Origin of the sequence: Aurantimonas coralicida DSM 14790, assembly GCF_000421645.1 — a bacterium.
Taxonomy (GTDB): Bacteria; Pseudomonadota; Alphaproteobacteria; order Rhizobiales; family Rhizobiaceae; genus Aurantimonas; species Aurantimonas coralicida.
The window spans coordinates 45,949-64,266 of record NZ_ATXK01000006.1; the positions used below are offsets into that span (position 1 = coordinate 45,949).

General features: G+C 64.2%; 18 protein-coding genes. All 18 read right to left on the reverse strand.

The features are described from left to right. Window position 1: 1 nt before the first annotated feature. A complete protein-coding gene (locus H536_RS0113710) occupies window positions 2-3,448 on the reverse strand; it encodes a hypothetical protein (RefSeq protein ID WP_060576952.1) in 3,447 nt (1,148 codons plus the stop codon). Next, a complete protein-coding gene (locus H536_RS0113715; RefSeq protein ID WP_024351019.1) occupies window positions 3,445-4,077 on the reverse strand; it encodes a hypothetical protein in 633 nt (210 codons plus the stop codon). The genes H536_RS0113710 and H536_RS0113715 overlap by 4 nt, the downstream gene beginning before the upstream one ends. Before the next feature lie 52 nt (window positions 4,078-4,129). Beyond that, window positions 4,130-4,945 (reverse strand): phage tail tube protein, encoded by an 816-nt coding sequence (locus H536_RS0113720; protein WP_155898488.1) that lies wholly within the window; start codon window positions 4,943-4,945, stop codon window positions 4,130-4,132. A 15-nt stretch (window positions 4,946-4,960) separates the two neighbouring features. Continuing rightward, a complete protein-coding gene (locus H536_RS0113725; RefSeq protein ID WP_024351021.1) occupies window positions 4,961-5,449 on the reverse strand; it encodes a hypothetical protein in 489 nt (162 codons plus the stop codon). Continuing rightward, on the reverse strand, window positions 5,446-5,751 hold the full coding sequence (locus H536_RS0113730; protein WP_024351022.1) for a head-tail joining protein: 306 nt from the start codon (window positions 5,749-5,751) through the stop codon (window positions 5,446-5,448). The genes H536_RS0113725 and H536_RS0113730 overlap by 4 nt, the downstream gene beginning before the upstream one ends. Further along, on the reverse strand, window positions 5,748-5,948 hold the full coding sequence (locus tag H536_RS0113735) for a hypothetical protein (RefSeq protein WP_024351023.1): 201 nt from the start codon (window positions 5,946-5,948) through the stop codon (window positions 5,748-5,750). The genes H536_RS0113730 and H536_RS0113735 overlap by 4 nt, the downstream gene beginning before the upstream one ends. A gap of 5 nt (window positions 5,949-5,953) precedes the next feature. Next, complete coding sequence (locus tag H536_RS0113740; protein ID WP_155898489.1) at window positions 5,954-7,450, reverse strand: hypothetical protein; 1,497 nt, start codon at window positions 7,448-7,450, stop codon at window positions 5,954-5,956. Beyond that, on the reverse strand, window positions 7,450-7,836 hold the full coding sequence (locus H536_RS0113745; RefSeq protein WP_024351025.1) for a hypothetical protein: 387 nt from the start codon (window positions 7,834-7,836) through the stop codon (window positions 7,450-7,452). Before H536_RS0113745 ends, H536_RS0113740 begins: the two co-directional genes overlap by 1 nt. Window positions 7,837-7,953: 117 nt before the next feature. Beyond that, on the reverse strand, window positions 7,954-8,937 hold the full coding sequence (locus H536_RS0113750) for a major capsid protein (RefSeq protein ID WP_024351026.1): 984 nt from the start codon (window positions 8,935-8,937) through the stop codon (window positions 7,954-7,956). A 61-nt stretch (window positions 8,938-8,998) separates the two neighbouring features. Continuing rightward, a complete protein-coding gene (locus H536_RS0113755; protein ID WP_024351027.1) occupies window positions 8,999-9,358 on the reverse strand; it encodes a hypothetical protein in 360 nt (119 codons plus the stop codon). 12 nt (window positions 9,359-9,370) lie between these two features. Continuing rightward, window positions 9,371-10,387 (reverse strand): HK97 family phage prohead protease, encoded by a 1,017-nt coding sequence (locus tag H536_RS0113760; protein WP_155898490.1) that lies wholly within the window; start codon window positions 10,385-10,387, stop codon window positions 9,371-9,373. 99 nt (window positions 10,388-10,486) lie between these two features. After that, window positions 10,487-12,031: a phage portal protein gene (locus H536_RS0113765; protein WP_024351029.1), complete on the reverse strand. Its 1,545-nt coding sequence runs from the start codon at window positions 12,029-12,031 to the stop codon at window positions 10,487-10,489. Continuing rightward, entirely contained in the window at window positions 12,031-12,285 is a 255-nt protein-coding gene (locus tag H536_RS0113770) for a hypothetical protein (protein ID WP_024351030.1), read from the reverse strand. The genes H536_RS0113765 and H536_RS0113770 overlap by 1 nt, the downstream gene beginning before the upstream one ends. Then, complete coding sequence (locus tag H536_RS0113775; protein ID WP_081651930.1) at window positions 12,286-14,553, reverse strand: terminase gpA endonuclease subunit; 2,268 nt, start codon at window positions 14,551-14,553, stop codon at window positions 12,286-12,288. Then, complete coding sequence (locus H536_RS0113780; RefSeq protein ID WP_024351032.1) at window positions 14,546-15,202, reverse strand: terminase small subunit; 657 nt, start codon at window positions 15,200-15,202, stop codon at window positions 14,546-14,548. Before H536_RS0113780 ends, H536_RS0113775 begins: the two co-directional genes overlap by 8 nt. A gap of 237 nt (window positions 15,203-15,439) precedes the next feature. Then, window positions 15,440-16,393 (reverse strand): hypothetical protein, encoded by a 954-nt coding sequence (locus H536_RS0113785; RefSeq protein WP_024351033.1) that lies wholly within the window; start codon window positions 16,391-16,393, stop codon window positions 15,440-15,442. 68 nt (window positions 16,394-16,461) lie between these two features. Continuing rightward, window positions 16,462-16,872 (reverse strand): hypothetical protein, encoded by a 411-nt coding sequence (locus H536_RS0113790; protein WP_024351034.1) that lies wholly within the window; start codon window positions 16,870-16,872, stop codon window positions 16,462-16,464. Then, the gene (locus H536_RS0113795) at window positions 16,869-17,906 is read right to left on the reverse strand and encodes a hypothetical protein (RefSeq protein ID WP_024351035.1); all 1,038 of its coding nucleotides are present in this window, start codon (window positions 17,904-17,906) and stop codon (window positions 16,869-16,871) included. Before H536_RS0113795 ends, H536_RS0113790 begins: the two co-directional genes overlap by 4 nt. Window positions 17,907-18,318: the final 412 nt, after the last annotated feature.

Here is an 18,318-nt window from a genome sequence, read left to right on the forward strand (position 1 = left end):
ATCAGTTCCCCAGCGAGAGAGAGCGGGACCGCCGGAGAGCGGCCGCCTGGGATTCGGTCTGGAAAGCCTCGATCACCGTGTCTCCCGCTTTGATCTCGATTTTTTGTGTCGGAAGCTGACCCAGCATTTTCGCTCGAATCGTCGCGGGATCATCTTCTGCCGTGTAGACGACCTGCCGATTCACGGAGCCGTAGACCGAGCCATAGGAACCGGGGTTCACGGACTTCAAAGCGGCGCGCCGGGCGTCGTTTTCCGCGACCGACAGGCCATTCTTCGCGCCGTATTTTTCGTAGTCCCGGTCCATTTTGAGCCGAGCGAGATCCATCCGCTTCTCGCGAAGAGCGTCGAATCTCTCGGACAGCGTGGATACGGCGGCGGTGACGAGGCCGACCGCGGTGAGGAGGACGCCGAAGGGCCCTGAGGCGAGGGCGAGAATGCGGCCGCCGATCGTCGAGATCGCAGCGAGCATCCCGCCGCCGGCTGCGGCTCCGGCAGTCGCACCCCCGGCAGCGCCGGCCGCAGCCCCACCGGCCGAGGCGCCAAACAGCGTTGCCATGGCGCCGATCGCAGTGCGGATCGCTCCGAAGAGTTTGCCAGCGATCAGGCCAGCGAGGATGACCGTGGCCGTATTCCACCCACCGATCTTCTCCAGGACCGTGTCGATCGCGGAGATGATTGGCTGGATGGCGCGATGGATATTCTTGATCGCTGTCCAGAGCTGCCCGAAGATTTCGCGGACGTCCTGGAGCCAACGGAATCCCTCGGGGGCATCTTTCTGCAGGACGAAGATGTCGTGAAATGCCTGGGACAGCCGCTCGACGTATTCGAGGACCGACGAGAGGATGTAGAGCAGCTTGCCGAGCATCGTCGAGATGCCGGCCAGCCCCGATCCGTTGCCGGCCGAGGCCATTTCCGACCACGCCAACTTCCAGTAGCCCGCCAGGCCGTCGATGAACTCGCGGACTTCGGCGAAGAAGCTGGCAACGATTCCCCGCAGCTTGTCGGAGACGACGATCGCCGTGAGGACAATGCTCGCACCGAACAGCACCAGGCGTTTGGCGAGATCGGTTTCGATAATTCCAAACTGACCGGCGAGGATCTTCTGGATGTCACCGAAGAACGAGCCAACCCAGGCGATCGCGTTCGTGAAAGCCGTCCGCAGATTGTCGATCGAGAAGATCGCCGAGAGATCGACGCCCCGGTCGCGGAGATAGTCGTCGATCGCCAGGCCGAATGCGGCGACGACACTGAGGAGACCCTTGAATACGGTCCACAGGCCTTTGCCGGCCTCGGCGAGGGCGAGCAAGGCCTTCTCGCCACGACCGTCCGCCGCCCATTTATCGACGGCGCGCAGGCTGTTCGTGATGGACTTCAGAACATTGGCATATGTCGCTTCCGCGTTCCTGCCGCCCGAGAACGTGCGGTAGACGAGGGCGGCGAGCTTGCCGAATGTCTCGAAGGCTTTTGCGGCGAGTGCGAACGTCTTCTGGATCGCGCTATTAACCCGGGCCCAACCCTTGTTCGCGTCCATGAACCGGACGAACGTCATCAGCGACCGCATCGCCGACGAGAGGGGCCGGACGAAATAGTCGCGGATAACCGTCGCCGACGACCGGACCAGTCGGCCCTCGGCAAACCGGGCAAGGGTCGTCATCATCGGCTCGAGAGCGACCAGCAACTGGCGTTTGAAAACACCCCAGGCGTTGCCGAGCGACAAGATCGCCGCCTGATATCTCTTGATCTGCGCGATGTCCTGATCCGACACCAGCCCACGCCCGAAAGCGCCGGAGATCTTGCCACCGGACGCCGCGACTTGGTCAGCGATCTCGGCGACTTTCAGAGCATCGTCTTCACCGAAAACCTGAGTGAGGATCTGGCCGCGCTCTTCCTTCGAGAGTTTGTTGACGCGATTCAGGAAGTCCAGGAAGACGGTATTCGTTTTCCGGAAGGATTTCGCAGAGGTCTCGGCGCCTTTCTCGATCGACGGCCAGAGCGATTTGATCGAGGGGACGAGTCCCGAAATACCCTTGTTGACCGCTTTGTTCGCACCGGTGACGGACACGCCCAGGCGGTCGAACGTCGTCGCGGTGTCATTGCCGCCCTGGCCAGCTTCGCGGATCGCAGCTGTGAATCCCGAGAAAACCTGACCAAGATCCGTGCCCTGCAGGCCTACGGATGCGCCGAAGCGTTCCCAGAGTTCGACCTCCTGGGGCGTCATGCCGGTCAGGGAACTGACGTTCCTCGTCTGGCGGTACCGCTCGATCGTGTCGTTGCCGGCTTTGACGGCAAAGGCGGCCGCGCCTCCGACCTTCACGGCAGCCGCGGCGGTCAATCCGGCCGTCAGTTTCGCGCTGAGAGCGGTCGCCTTCGTCAGGCCCTTGGCCGTCAAATTGAGACCGGAGATCAGGCGGCGGGTCGCGGAGTAGCCCGCGTTGCCCATGTTCCGCAGGCCATTGCCGGCCTTGACCGCGGCGCCCACGACGAAGCCCAGAGCCGTTCCGACGGCCAGCGCCCGCAACTCGAGGCGACGTGCCTCGGCAGCCGCAGCCTTCTCCTCTTTGGCTAGGCGCTTCGCTTCGTCGCCGGCGTCGGCCAGTTCGCGTTCGGCCTTCTTGGCGTGTTTGGCGACTTCCGCCAGCTGCTCGGCGTCGAATACCGTACCCGTCGAGGCATCGACATACTCGGCGAGGGACCGGCCCTCAGCGGCGGCTTCCTTGATCGCCAGGGCAGCGCGCCCGACAGCAGCCTCGTCGAAGGCCTGAATGTTCAGCTTGCCGGCACGACGCTCGAGAGCCCGCAGCTGATCGCGGACGAGGCGGACGGATTTCTCCTCGTCGACATAGACGTCGAGTTCGACGCCCTTGCCCAACGCCTGCTTGTATGCGGCGACGGCCCGCTTCGCGACGGCGGGATCAATGCCTGAGACGTCGACGGACTGGGCGGCCCGGCGGGCCCCGGCATTCCGATCGGAGGCGTCGAGACCGGCAATCGCGGCAGCAGCGGATTTCTCCGCGTCCACGAGAGTCTTGGCCCGGGCCCTGGCTTCGGTCTTCAGGCGGTCCTTTGCGACCTTGTTCTCGCCGACCAGGGCGTCCGCGAAACCGGTCTCGATCGACGCAGTCTCCCGGCCGGCGATTTTGGCTTCCGCAGCCATCCTCGCCGCCAGGTCCTTGCCGAAACCGGAGACATTCGGGTCGATCTTGACGTCGCCGATGCCCTCGACGGCACGTTCGGCGAGCTTTGCCGACTGCGCAACTTCGCGGAGGGAATCGGAAGCGATCTCGGCGCCGGCGGCAACGGACGCGGCGGACTTCCCGTCGAGCTTGTCGACAGCCTTGCCGACATCGCCGGCACCCCTGGCCATGGACGACATGGCGCGTCGGGCTCCGGCAAGGCCATCGACGCGGATTGCCGTTACGATCTGGCCGATTCTTTTGGTAACGCTCATCGGCCGATGTCCCTGATGAAATCCTTGAAGTGCTTGGTATCGGCCTGGGCGACGCGACTGGAGACCGCCATGTCGCCCATTGCATCGCGACGGGTCTCGTCGATGACGGCCTCGGCGAACCGGAGCCGGGTCCACGACATCGAGAAGGCGTCCGGGTATCCGGACGCCCGCAGGCGTTCGGCCGTCTTGATCACGTCGAGAGCGATATCCTCGGGATCGTCATCGACGCCGATCGGGCTGCTCGACGGCGACCGGCGGACCTTGAACAGCTTGTGGACCGGCATCGGCATGGTGACGACGAAGGCATCCAGCGCCAGGCCGACGAAGGTGTCGCCCTTGGTCGCCAAGAGCCGGCCCCGCGTCTTCTCGTCGAGATGCATCGCGCTGTGCTCGAGGAGCCTGGCAAACAGCGGACGGAGTTGATCGGGATCGTCGATCGCGGCCAGGAACTCCTCGTCGTCGACCAGTGCGACCGGATTCTCGAAGAAGGCCGCCATGCCCTCGTCGGCCAGGATCAGCTCCGCCATCAATACCGCCGGCGCCGGACGCAGGGAGACGCCGCGCACCACCCGGGATGCGACGGCGTAGTCTGGCTGGAGCGCAGCAATGATCGCGGCCCTGTCGGTCACGGGAGGTCCTAACGGGAGGAGGAGAGGGCGGGCCGGAGCCCGCCCGGTAGTCTTAGGCGGCGCGAGGCAGGTCGATCGCACGACCCAGTTCGTAGCCGGCGCCGCGGGTCGGGTCGGCGAAGACCCGGCCGGTGAAGTTCACCTCGGCGAACTCCTCGCCGTCGCCGCCGAGAACGATCTCGCCGTCCGGGCGCAGCTGGACGTCCCAGAATTCGATCGCCGACTGCGGGCCCCACTTGTTCTTCTGACGGAACAGGATGCGGGCGCGGATCGTGGTGTTCGACATGAACCCGTAGGCCTTGCGACCCTCGATTTCCGGCGCGGTGAACTCGACGGTCACCTCGGCGCGACCACTCTCGTCGGCCAGGACCGTGTCCGGGTGCTTCAGAACGCCGACCATTCCAGTCGCGCTGTCGATTTCGTAGTGCGTCCCGAAGACGTATTCCTCTGCGTTCGGGCCGAGTACGGTGGTAACGGTGACGTCCATCGCGCCGAGCGAGAACAGCTTGTTCGGCGCCATCATCTTCGTGATGGTGCCGGCGGCGACGGCTGCCTGCGTGAAGGTCTTCTGCTCGGACAGCATCGAGATCCGGCGCAGGACGTTGGTCGCCATACGCGCCGAGAACCCGATCGTGATGTCGGCGGTCGTGATATCGACCAGCGCGAGCGTCTTCTCCGGATACTCGTTGCTGTTGACGTCGTTCTCTTCGATGTTCGGCGTCACCGTGAACGACGAATAGTCGCCGCCCTTGTCGAAGCCGTCCGCTTCCTCGCCGATGATCTCCAGGGCGAACTGGCCCTTCGGCTTCATGCGGAGGTCGTTGGTGAGCGGCCGGAACGTCGCGGCCTTGTTGTACACTTCAGGCATCGTAGTAACCCCTCGTTAGCCGGCGACGAACTCGCCGGATACTCCATGTTGCGTGTAATATTCAGCGGCAAATCCGATGACTGTCGCTGAAATTCCCCCGTCATCGTCGTCGCTCTGTGCGACATGCGAGATCGTCGTTACGTTGACGCTCTCGACGAATGCTTCGTCCTCGATCCCCAGGACTGCGTCCTCGACGGCGGCCAGCAGATCCGACAGCGCGTCCAGAGGATCCTCGCCGTCATATTCGCGGACCCCGAGAGCGACGGAGAACTCCTGCTCCCTGCGCGCCAGGCGATACCCGGCATGCTGCGAGATCGGGAAAACCCGCGTCGCACCGGAGAAAACCGTGGCTGTCGGGTACGATTTCTCGTCCCACTCGATCAGCGTCCCTGCATCGTCGAGGTAGCCGCTACCTTCCGCGAATACCCGTCCCTCGAACGCTGGGAGAGATAACCGTAGTCGGGAACAGATTGCTTCGATGAGCTGGTCGCGGACGTGCCTCATCGGGTCGCGACCTTCTTCAGATCGATCAGGAAGTTCGCTCCCCGGCGGTAGATGTTGTCGACGCGATAGGTCTCGCCATCGACCGTGATCCGGGCGTTCTTCGCCGGTTCGGATAGGAGCGCGGCGATCGGCGTTCGGAGAACCGTCGACCCGACCTTGCCCTCGCCAGCGATGATGTCGCGCTCCTCGTCGAGCGTCGTCCAGGTGCCACGCGTCAGCACATCGCCGCCGGGAAGGGAGACCATGACGTCGACGCCGAGGATCGACGCGGACACGGTTCTGGCGAGGAGGTCGCGGATCATGTGGGCGGGACCTCCGGCGTGAACGGGCGGACCCATTCGATCTCGCTCGGCAGCTCGTCGCCTGGCGCGAGATCGCCATCGATCTGGGCGCAGGCGAACTCCTCGCCGGGATAGTATCCGCCGATGCCGGGCCACTGTAGATCGAGATGCGTGGCGTGGACGCGATCGCGGGCGGTGGCGTGGACGATAATGATCATGACCGTCAGCCCTGCGTAATCGAGGAATTGTTGTTGCCAGTGACGCCGATCGCCGGCGAGATCGAACCGTAAGCAACAGACGGGCCCAAGTGGCCGTTCGACCTGTCGTTCGCAACAATCGACGTCGAAAACTGCCCGACAATTTTCAGATCATCGCCACGGATGAGAAAAGATCCCCGGTTGCCGGCGTAGATTCCAACGTTGTTGGAGCCGCCGATGAACGAATGCCGGGTATCGGAATCGACGACAAACCGGCCGCCTGATCCGATTGACACGCTGTCGCCGTTGCAGCCCCCGATGACGCACCGCTTCAACGCCATCAAGGCGTCGTTGTAGATGACGGGGGAACCGGTGCCGACGACGAGCTGGCCGCGGAATTCGGCGCCGGGACCGGACAGCCAGAAAGAATAGCCGAAGTCGCCGATCGCAAGGTCGCCGGAGTTCGCCATCTTGGACCGCACAAGGTTGATCGCAGTCCAAGTCGTCGTGCGGGTGGACCGGACGATCCCGAGATTCTCGAACGCCGGAAGAACCGCGTCGGCTGCGGTCGCGAACTCGATGTCGACGCACCAGAACACCGACGTGAATTTCGTCAGCTTTAGATTTGCCGTCGCACCGCTCAGTGCCGGATATGCAGTCACGAAGAGAGTGACCGAATTCGCGGTCTTACCGGTGACCCGGAAGTAGCCCTGGACGCAATTGCGGTTGACCTCATTGCCGTAGCTACTGGTCACCTCGACGAGAATGAAGTCATCGATATCGCACAGTGCTGCGAAAGCGCTCGACACCGGAATGGTGACCCCCCATGCCTTTGCGGCACCTGACACAGTGTACGTTGCCGCTCCAGTCCAGACGTCAGGTGCCGACCGACCCCGGACGCGGACATGACCCAGCCGGGCGTTGTCGAGATTGATCGTCGCCGTCCGCTCATGACGGCCGTCAGCGAGGCTGATCTCGACGAAGGCACCTGGCAGCGCAAAGCGGCTGCCAGCCATCGCCAAGGCAGCTTCCAGTGTCTGAAAGTCCTCGGGCACCCGGAGGATCTCGCCGCCCTGCCAGATCGCAGGAATTCGGCTGGTGATGCCACCAGTCGCCAGGCCAAGTGCTTTGGTCACCGGATTCGGCGTGAATGCCAACGCTCCACCTGAGGACGTGAACTCAACGGGGAAGCCCGCGCCAGTCCAAGCGAACCCGATCGGCGCTTTCACTTTAAGAAAAAGAGCTTGGATGAAGCTCCCGATCGAGTCGTCTGGAGTGACCGGAATGGTCACCGTAGTCGCGCTGGCGGCGACGGTAAAATCTGCGGATTCGGTCAGCCCAAGGTCACGGAAAGTCCCGGAACTCAAAGGGGCGGTAACCCGATAAGTCGCGGTCTCTCCCGCACGAAGCGGCGCAGCGACATACGGTCCGTCATCGCGGAAAACCGCGTTCCGGATCTCGGTGTCGTCATAGGCAGGACCGGAGGAACCGCCGCCAGCGCCGGGCAGGGGACGATAGAACATCAGCGCGCCCCTGCCTTGATGATCTGGACGACTGCGTTGGCAGCGGCATCGGTTGCGTCGGTCGGATCGACTGCCAACCAGTAGCGGTCGAATGCCGTGCCATCGCGGTCGGTGCAGAACTCGAAATAACCGGGATCGAGAACGAACCCACCGTCGGCCTCGACGGCAGCGACACCCTCACGATCGACAGCGGAATCGGAGACGAGGAGGAGGACGCGCTTCGTGGCGGCCGGCACCCGGAGAACGACCAGGTCGCGGCCGGCGGGATCGATCTCCGTCCACGTCGGGCCGACGGTTACCCGGTCGAGGATCGCACCGTCGAGCGGCAGCGCCCCTTGATAGGGGTGGCCGGAATATCCGAGAGGCTGACGGATCTTGGACGACACTGGCTACGACCTCGAAATGAGAAGGGGGAGCTGGACGGGACAGGGACAGGAACGCGCCCCGCCCAGCATGCATCCCGGCGCCGAACCCCTCCGCGCCGGGAATTACTGCAAGGCCGATCAGGCCTCGGTGACGGTGACTTCCAGGATCGCCTCGGGGCGGGTGAAGTACGACAGGGCGTACATCGTGCCGCGGATCATCATGCCCTCGCCGTAGTCCAGGACCTTCTTGTCCAGGTAGAACGGCAGGATCTGGCCGAGGTACTGCTCGGAAGACGACGGACCCCAGACGGTCTTCGCCGAGCCCGGGAAGATCGGGATCAGGTAGGACTTCGCCGGGTTGAAGAAGTCGGCGCGACCGTAGCTCTCGACGTCGATGTTGCCGGAGATCGTCTTGCCGGTGCGGTTGTCGCCACGGTTCAGGAGGAAGTTGGTCGGGTTAGAGACCATCTCCTTATAGACCTTGTTCTTGCGAACCATCTGGTTGACCGTCCGGCCCTGGAGCCAGAGATAGCTCGCCGGCGTGATCGAACCGAGCTTGTCCTCGATCATCTCGCGAGCGTCGGTGAGCTGGTCGTCCAGGTCCTTGGCCGAGTTGCCGAGCTTGATCTCGACGGTCGGCTGGGTCACCCCGAGAAGCTGCAGGGTGTTGACGAGCACCTTGCCGTTCTTGTCCGTGATGATGCCGCTGAGGGCCTTCGAGCGCTGATGCTCGAGGGTGACGCCGAACTGTGCGCGCAGCTTGGCCGTCTTGCGATCGCGCTCGGACTGGACGGTGCGCAGACCGGCAGTGCCCGGCAGGCGGGCGCCCAGGATCTCATGATTGTAGATCGACGCCTGGCGCGCATAGCCCGGGATCGGGAACTTCTGCGTCTCCGCCTTGTCGTCGTCCATGATGTCGCCAGGCGCGCCGCGGGGCGCCGACGGCACGATGTCGATCTCGCCGCCGTCGATGATGTCCAGCGCGAAGTCGGGGGTGCCGCACTCGACGGCCTCCCAGTTGATCGCGGTGTCCAGCGTCGACGGGACATACTGGGCGCGGTTGATGGAATTCACCATCTCGATCATCGTGAACGCGGTGCCGTTCCAGATATCCTCGAACATAATATTCAACCCCTCTGAGGACATCCGAACCCCCTCGGACGCCTGAAATTTCGTGTGTCGGTTAGCGGATGAGGATGCCGACCGCGGCCATATCGGCGCGGAGCGAAACCTCGGCAGCGGCTGTCGCGGCGGCATCCACCGCGTCGGCCTCGTCGAGGACGTCCGGGAAGAAGATGCGGGCGGCCTTCACGATCGCTGGACCGCGAACCAGGGCGGCGACCTCGGTGGTCTCGCCGGCGTAGACGGTCTCGATGTTGATGCCGATGAAGTCGCCGGCTTCGTCCGCACAGACGGTGCCGGGAATGACGTCGCCGCCGGCCGGCGCGGTGATCTCCACGGCCTCACGGCAGTAGGAGACGTCGACCTCGTAGTGGAATGCCTCGGTCGGGCGGAACGGTTCGCGAAGGCGCTGGTAAGCCATGTTCTTGGATCCTTACTTGGTGCCGCCGCCGAAGGCGGAGCGGAAGGCCGTGCCGAAGTCCGGCAGCTGCTCTGCGTGGCGAGAACCACCCATCGAGGAGCCGCCGTCGATGTCCGGCGTGTTGCTGTGCTTGCGAGCGCCCGACGCGACCATCGAACGCAACTCGGCGACCGTGGCGCCTGCCTTGTCCATGGCGTCGAAGCCGGCCTCGCAGCCATAGGAGACGGCGGCGGAGCGGAGACCGGCGATGGCCGCGGTGTCCTCGGCGGAACGTTCGCTGGTCGTCGGAGCGGTCGGGGTCGTGGTGACCTCGGTGCTTTCCTTGGAGCGCTTCTCGGCTTCGGCTGCCTCGCGGGCGGTCTTCTCAGCCTCCAGCGCGGTGCGAACGGCGTCGGTGACGAGCGAGCGGATCTGCTCTTCGGTCATGTCGGTTTCCTCGGTGTTGGTCTGGGAGCGCCGCCAATCGACGACGAGGTCCGTGGCGGACCGGATCTGGGCATTGGCGTCGGCCGGGACGGGGACGAGGCTGGCCTCAAGGATCAGCCACCGCTTCGCACGCATGGTGCGCTTGCCGGTGGCGGTATCGGTGACAAGCTCGGTCTCGAGAATGTCGTAGCCGACGGAGAAATTGCGCAGGACGCCCTCGCGGATGCCGTCGACGAGGTCCTTCACGGACTCGCGTCCGGAAAGCTGCGCCTCGCACATCACGACACCGGACTCGCGCCACATCTTGGTGACGACGCCGATGACGTGATCTGCGTCCCATGCGCGATGCGAATTCAGGAGCGGGATCGACCGGCCGGACTCGTCCATGAGGATCGCGGTCTCTGTCGGCAGGACTTCCTCGGCCTGGAACCGCTCATAGGTGTCCAGGTCGCGATACCAGCGGATGACGGGCTGGGGAGTGGCGAGAACGAACGTGATCTTGCCGTCTTCCGTCAGACTCGAAGGGGTCAGCTCGGCCGAACGCAGACCCCGGGCGGTCTCCGGCGCGAACTGCCCCTCGGCCTTCACATCTGCGATCTTCACGACCTTGTCCGACAAAAAACTTAAACCCCGGAACGCCTTAATTTCCGGGATTCTGACGCATCAGGTGGCCCCTTTTCACGGGGTGTCCGCGAACTTTTTTCAGTCGAGGACGGATGCGTCTTTCGCGGCCTGGTCGACCGTCTTGCGCTCCGACGATTCTTCGGCCGCTGCCTCCGCGGCGATCGACGCCGTCGTGTCTGACGCTTCCGCATTCCAGAGCGGCTCCGTCCACTGGAGACCATTCTCGCGAGCCCTCGCCAGATCCTTCGCCTGCTGCCGGGCTACTTCCTCGGGACGCATGCCGAAATACGCCCTGGTGACGTAGCTGTGCGGGACGACACCACGATCGGCGGCGTTCAGCATCACATTCAGTTCCTGCGTCAGCGCGGCGCTCTGGACGACCGGCCAGTTCCAGGTGACCTCATACGGTTCCCAAGGCTTCGTCCCGGCCGGCGGTGACCAGAGACCGGTCGCCTGACAGGTATCGACGAATGCGCGCCAGGCCGGATTGATCGCCTGATGCTCCAAGCCATCTCTCTCGATCTCGGCCCGGCGCTTCACGGCGGCGCCGGCCAGACGCATGGCGCGTTCCGGGGCATCGTTGTAATCGCCGGTCACTTCCCAAACAGGCGCGCCGACGCCGGCGCAGATCGCCAGGATCTGGAAGCGAAGCGCCTTCTCGAACAGGGCGGGTTCGTCCTTCGGCTGCGTGGTCTCAACCTCGAATCCCGGCGGAAGTTCGAATGCCAGGCCGGAGCCCAGGGTGACCGACCGGATCATCTCGTCGACGCGGGCGGCATCCGGGAGGGCGTCGGCATTGTCGCCAGCGGCCGCATCCACGGTGCGCTTGAAGAACACGTTGAAGATCGAGGCGATCTGCTTCCGTCGGCGCTCGGCGTCCTCCATCGTGGCGATCGCCAACGCTCTGAGGAGGGCGACAGCGAGGAGGACCTCGCCGCGGACGCCGCCGGTCATCGGATCGAAGACGTGGAAGACCTCGTCCGCAGGGATCTGCATCGGTCGCGTGTTGATGCCGATGCTGTCGGGGTCCAGGGGATTGGACGGCCACATCGCATATGCGACCGGGCGATCCAGCTGCGTCAGGACGCCGGCGCGGAACCGATAGTCCCCGAATCCCGCCGGGTCGTGGTCGACGGGGACGTACTCCGACGTCAGGGCTTGGAACTGGAGCGGTACCGTCAGGCGGGATGCGGCCGGCCGACCGATCCGGAGACGCCGGCGGATGAATGCCTCGCCGTCGACGATCCGGTTCCGATAGACGTCTTCGCGGAGCCAGGAGCCGAAACTCCGGACGCCACGGTTGTCGAAGTCTCGGGAAGCCTGCCGCCACAAGACCTCGAGATCCCGGAATTTCGAGACCGGCTCCGGCCCGACGCCGACATGGATATCGCAGAGAGTCCGGACCAAGCTTCGGACCCAAGCGTCGTTGCGATACAGGTGCCTGGCGAGCTTCTGCATGTCGCGCAGATAGCTTGCCGACTGGATCGGGCCGAGGGTCGGAGCCTTGGGAGCTGCCGGGTGGCCGACGACGTCATAGGGTCGGGGAACGGACATCGACCCACGGAATGCGGAACGGCCGGCCGGGATGCGGACACGGGGCTTCTCGGCAATGATTTCGGACATCAGTAGTGCCGATCCTTATCAACCGTGATTTGGTAGACCTTCATGCCGGGCGACGGCCGGCGGACGATCTTCTCGCCGGTCTTGGCTTCGTAGGCCCAGAACAGGTCGTCGAGGGTTCTCAAGGCCTGATTCCGCGAGAGCAGCGTTGCGGAGCCTTCGGTCGGGGACGCGATCTGGCTGGCGCCAGTCGTCAGCTGCTCTTCCATGCGCATGATCGCCGTCTTCACCTGGTCGGCTGACCAAAAGTGGAACATTCACCAGATCCCTTCGGCGCGAGCGACGGGCCCTTGGGACCGCGGCTTCTCTTTCACGCCGGCCACGGCGGCACCTGCGTCCCTCGTCTTGCCCGGATCGAGGACTTTCAGACGGAAACGCGGGCGCTCGCCGATCGCCGGCGCAGTCGTATCCGTGGGAGTCTGCGGCGTCTCCTGGCCCCTTTTCACGGGGTGTCCTGAATTTTTTTCAGGGGCCGGCCGGATCTTCGGTTCTGCGGCCTCTGCCTGGGTTTCCGCCTGGCGCGACATCGCCTCCTCGAGGGCGAGGGCATCTAGCCTGGCGATCGCCGCATCGACCTTGCGCGAGTTCTGCCGGGCATAGCATTCGGCGGCGTAGGCATAGACGAGGCAGTCCCAGACTTCGCCTGTCTCCTCTGCGGATATCCGCCGCCACATCGTGGAGCCGTTGTCGAGCTTGACCTGATGCTCGGCGAGCAGGGATTCGTAGAAGTCCCGGTCGAACTTCGCCGAGAAGCCCCATGATTCCGGTGCCGGCGTCGGGATCTTCATCGTCCGAGACAGGGTGTCCTTCGCCGACTGCGTCCCGAGAAACAGGTACGGGCGCTTCAGGCGCTGCGAGAACGACTCCTTGTTCGGGATCACCGGGCGCCTTCCGGAGAACTCCCTGGCGCCCCGGATCGCCTTCACGCCCCGGCGGCGGTTCTTCGGAAGGTTGCAGAAGTCCAGGACCTCGGAATTTCGCCAGCCGGAATCGACGAACATCGAGTGGATCTTGTGGATCTGGCCGTCGGCTCCGACCCAGTCGCGATCGAGATATTCCTCGATGAGCTGACAGGACATCGGCGACATGGGCTCGCAAGGCATGCGGACCGTCTCGCCTGAGATGGGGTCGTACATGTCGTAGTGGGAAATCACCGTGCGATCGATGACGAAGCGCCGCCGGTTGCGACCGGCCGCATAGGTGACGATCTCGACCCGGGGCGGCTTGTCCGGACGATGCAGATTGCCTTCCTGGAGATCGACACCGGTGAACAGGTATTCGGTCCACTCCGGGCAATCGATGCCCTCGGGGAACGCCTCAGCCCGGTTCTCGAGTTCGCTCGGGTCGGCGTCCCGCTGGATTGGCTCCTCCCAGGGCTTGGCGAGCCAGACGTTCGTGAAGGTCTGCTGGAGCGACAGGTCCTTCTCCGACCGGGCATGGGCGTCGGCGATATCGATCCAGCGCGACTTCGGGTCGGTCGAGTGGGCTGCCCAGACGAAGACGCCGACATGGCCGCGGTCACCGATCGTCGTCGGCTCGAAGACCCCGGTCTCCATCATCGGGACCTTCTCGGTCTCCGGGATATGGTGGCCGCAACTCGCGCATTCGTACCAGACCTTCCCGGGGATCGGGACACCACGGTCGTCGGTGAGATAGCGCATGCCCGGCCCGTAGGGCGTCGTCTCGTCCTTGGCGCGCCGGACGTCGGGAAGGAACGCCTGGCGATGGCCGCAGCATGTCGCCGTCATGACGAAATCCCGCTTGTCCGACTTCTCGAATTCCTCGGATACGGTGCACTCGCCGGCGCGGGTCGGTGTGCCGCCCAGGTAGAGGGTGAAGTCGGCGAACTCTTGTCCACGGCGCTTGATGAGGTCGACCTTCGACCCCTCCGAATTCTTTCCCGATGCCCGGTATGCCTTGTCGCCGGCCTCGTCGGCGATGATGAACCTGCCCCGGATGGCGCGGAACGAACCATTGTTCTCGGCGGAACGGTGCTTCATGCCGGCGCCGTTCATCAGCATCTTGTCGGTCCAGCGATCCTGGATGCCGGACTTCGTCGCCTTCCGGATCAGGTGGGCGATCGAGATGGAGTTCTCGAACACCGGCATCAGGCGGTCGTTGTGGAAATCCTGCGCCGCTCCCTCGGAACGTTCGTAGAAGATCGTGTCGGAGCTTTCGTGGCAGCCGTAATACAGCATACCGGCCGCGTTCAGGAACGACGAGCCGATCCGGGGTGGCTTCAGGAAGGTCACCTGCGAGACGAACGGATCCTGCCAGAACCTCGAGATTGCCGCCTGGATCGGCGTCAGGACCATCGGCCCGCCACGGGTGGACTTCTCGGCCGGGACGAAGAGGTTCTTCGCGCACCAGGCCGGGATGTCCTCGGGCTCGTTCGCGATCAACGCCTCGGAGAGTTCTGCGAGGGACCGGAAGAACGCCACCTCGCCGAGACGCGCCAGGCGGCGAGCCTCGCGGATCAGCGCCGGATCCTTGGCGGCATCCTCGATCTCGATCATGTCAGGCATCGGGATCCGCCTCGATGACGGCCGGACCGACGTCGTCGGCCAGCGCCGAGAACATGTCGTTCATGGATTTCGCGCATTCGACGAGACCGGCCCGACACGTCTTCAAGGCGTCGAGGCGCCACTGCTGGCAGCGGTCGTCGTCGAACCCGGCCATGTCGCGGAATATCCTGTCGGGAATCGACATGATGGACTGCCGGATCTTGGACAGGCCCTCGACGTAGGCGAACTCCAGTGGCTCGCGATGGATCAGGATCTTCGCGGTCTGGGCCAGCTTCATCTCGGCCGTCCGTGCCGCTGCGAGATCCTTGCGGTCCTTGATGTCGAGCTTGCCCATGGCGCCGTCCGCCGGATGTTCGCCGTCGGGCATCTCGAACTTCCGGCGCTCGTCCCGGGCGACCTGTTCCTCCCTCCATTTCCAGACCGCCCGGACATCGACGAGGATGGCCTCGCCCCTGGCGGTCGCAGCGGACTCCGTCGGGCAGCCCTTGTCGATCCACCCCCGAAGCGTTCCCCGATCGAAACCCGTGATCCTGGAGAACTCGGCGATGGAGACCACCCGGGCAGATTTCTCCGATCGCTCGGCAGCCGCCTCGACGGCATCGGCGGTCGATCGCTTCGACGACCCGACTGGGCGAAACTTCCGGGTCATGACTGGGCTCCATGGGGTGTCGATCCCGCAGGTCGGCGATCGCGAATCCGGGACAGCCCTCTCCTACGGAGAGGGGAGGTCGCCAAATGCCGGTCGAAACCTGTGGGTGCTGCGGGGTGAAAAATTTTTGTTCTATAAGTAGCGACAGGAAATAGGCGCGAACTTCCCCGCATGGTTGTATAGGTCGTGGGGTCCCCCGGCCTCTCGACGCCCCTCCAGCCCCTCGTTTGTGGGCGTTCATGGCGTCACCTTGGGTTTGTTCTTCGATCCCTTCTTCCGTCCCTTCTTGGACGGTTGCAACCTGCCGGCGGCTATTTCCTGAGCCTTCCACTCCTGCAGTCTCTTGCGTTCGCCACGGGCATTGGCGTTCTTCCTCGCAGCCCGTGCCGTCCTCTCCAGCCTCATGTCGGCCAGGATCTCTTCGAGACGTTCTCTCAGCCTGTCCTGCAGTCCATCGGTGGCGAGGGAGACCGACTTGTTCCAGGAGGGGACGAGATAATCCTTCCTGCCGTAATCGCTCTCCTCGACAGCGAATGCGAGGGGCAGGGGCCTGTGCCCCCGGTCCTTGCCGCGCCGCCAAAAGGCGAGGGGGCCGAGCGATCCGTCCTTACGACGAGGACGACCGAAGAAGGGAGCGCCGGCCGTCCGATCGCCTGTCTCTGTCGCCAGGAGCTTTCCGTCCGGCCCACGCTCTCTCTCAACATCGCCGACCTGGCCTTGCTTGGCCTTCGCCACAAGCTTGGAGAGAGCATTGCGGGGCAGGCCGCCGGCCTTCGTCTTCCTGATGCCAAAGGCCTTCAGGTGCTCGAAGACCGGAATGAAATTGTAGGAGTCAGCCACACCAGCGATGCCGGGCTCTCTCTCGTCGCGCTCGCCGAGCATGAACTGCAGATATTTCGCCTGGAGGGGGCGGACACTGACGCTGGCCTCGGCAACGCCTTTGGTCGCGCCCTTCCTTGTGTTCGCCACAACGGACGACGACTTCTTGCCCGGACGGATTTTCGTGAATCTGGAAGGGCCGCCCTCGATATTCCGCTCGAAGCGCCCTTCCATCTGGCGGACGGACGCCGTTGCGACATCGTTGACGGCGGTCTGCAAGGCGTCCGCAAAAGCATATTTCCCGAGCGCCTGGAACCGAAGTTCCAGCTCGTCCAGCCCAGAAATGTCGATTAAGGTGTCGTCCCGGATCATGCCGTCCCCGCCTGTGTAGCGGGGATCCGATCATGTGCAGTGGCCCCTTTTCACGGGGTGTCGTGAGATTATTTGTAGAGGTAGGCGACGGCATCCTCGCGGAAGACTGCGTACTCGGCCCATGCGGCTTGGCTAGCCGCCTGACGCTTGGCCTCTGCTTCGCCGGCAATGCGGTCTGCCTCGGCCCGGGCGGCGGCCTTTTCGGCCTTCTGGGCTTCGTATGCTTCCGCTGCTCGCTGCTCCTCCACCAGCTCCTCCCACAGTCCCTCGGTCTCCCCGAACTGGGCATGGAAGCGATAGAGCGACTGGTAATAAGGGGACAACGCAAAAAGATCGCCGGCGCGAGGGGTGTCCTCGGCCGGCGCAGTCAGGTTCTGATAGACGCCGCATGCGGCGCGTGTGCCAGATATAGCACGGCCGCACGCGTGAGGCGAGGGCTGTTCCGTAGGGAAAAGCGGCAGCTGTCGATCGTCAGTCATGCCGCTTTCTCCATATCGTCGTCGCTGTCCTCGCTGTCATCCTCATCGGGGTTGACCGGGTACTCGTCAGGAAGGGAGACAGTCGCCGGAATGCCGAATTCATCGCCCTCCGGCGGTGCCTGGATATCGTCGTCCCGAAGGGGATCCTGCACGTCCTCGTCGATCGCCGGGGCATCCTCGACATCCGCGACTGGGGCGGGATGGGCTTCCACCACCGGCTCCTGAGGCGTCTCGACCTTGGCCGCTGGCGGAACCTCGGTCGGGGTCGCATCGACGGCAGCAGCCAGACCGGCGGGGAGATCGCCATCGTCGTGCTTCTCACGCTGCTTGATCAGGACGTTCATCGCCCAGGCCGGTGGTTCGACAGACCCGTCAAGCCAGGCCTCGATGTCGGTCATGGTGACCACCGTGCGCTTGTCTTCGTCGATGTACGGATTGCCAGAGAGGACGATCGCCGAAGTCGGGACCGTCTCCCAGAGATTCGCGAACATGCCAGCCCTAGCCAGCCGGCTGTGGGTCTCTGCGTCGATCTCTGCCCGCTCCTCTCTCGTCGGACCGGATCCGCGCAGCCGGCGGACCTCCAACTGCCGCTTGCCGATCGGTTTGGCATTCCCCTCGATAACGGTCTTCTGTGCGAACCCGTTCGAGACCCTCGACAGCTTGTCGTGATCGCAGTCCCAGACCAAGCCGTACTGCACCATCAAGACCGTCTTGCCAGGCGTCCTGGTCGCTTTCCTGTAGACCCTCTGGACCTCTCCGACCGCCAGATACTCGCGCCGGACCTTCACCTGCCTATGGTTGTAGCCGGCCGTCTTCTCGAAGACGGGCTGCCCGTGCGACCCCCGTCCGGCGACGACGGGCAGGCACTGGCGGACGCGGATGACGTCGCCGACGCGCAGGTCATCGGTGCCGGCTTCCAGCCACTCGACGCCGTTCTCGGTGAGTCCTTCGAGGACGTCCTGGGGAATCGTCGCCGCGTCGTTCTCATCGACGAGAACGTGGTTGGGCGTAGGGTCGTATCGCTTCGGTCGCATCTGGTCTCCTGTCCGTCGTTCCTGTCCGACACGACAAAGATGAGACCTCTTAACGCATTGATCAAGCTCATCGATTTCGGGCGGTGGTCGGGACGGGACGGAACCGCGATGCGATTGCCATGACCACCTGAGACGCGAAATTTGGGGTCTCTGGTGGCAAGGTCGGGCCGTCGGCGAGTGCGGAGCCATCCGAGCGGACTAAGCGCCACACGGGGCGGTTCTGACGGTTAGGCGGGACGAAATTTATTTTCGGGGAGCGCCGACGACAGATCTCTCCGGCTATCCCCGGCCAGGGTGGGAGGATTGGGTTCGTCTGAACCGCCTCTGCCTCTCCGGACTATCTCCAGGCGACGTTCGGTGATAAACCTCGACCAGGAGTGAGAGCGAATGGGATTGGCGCGCAGCGCCCACG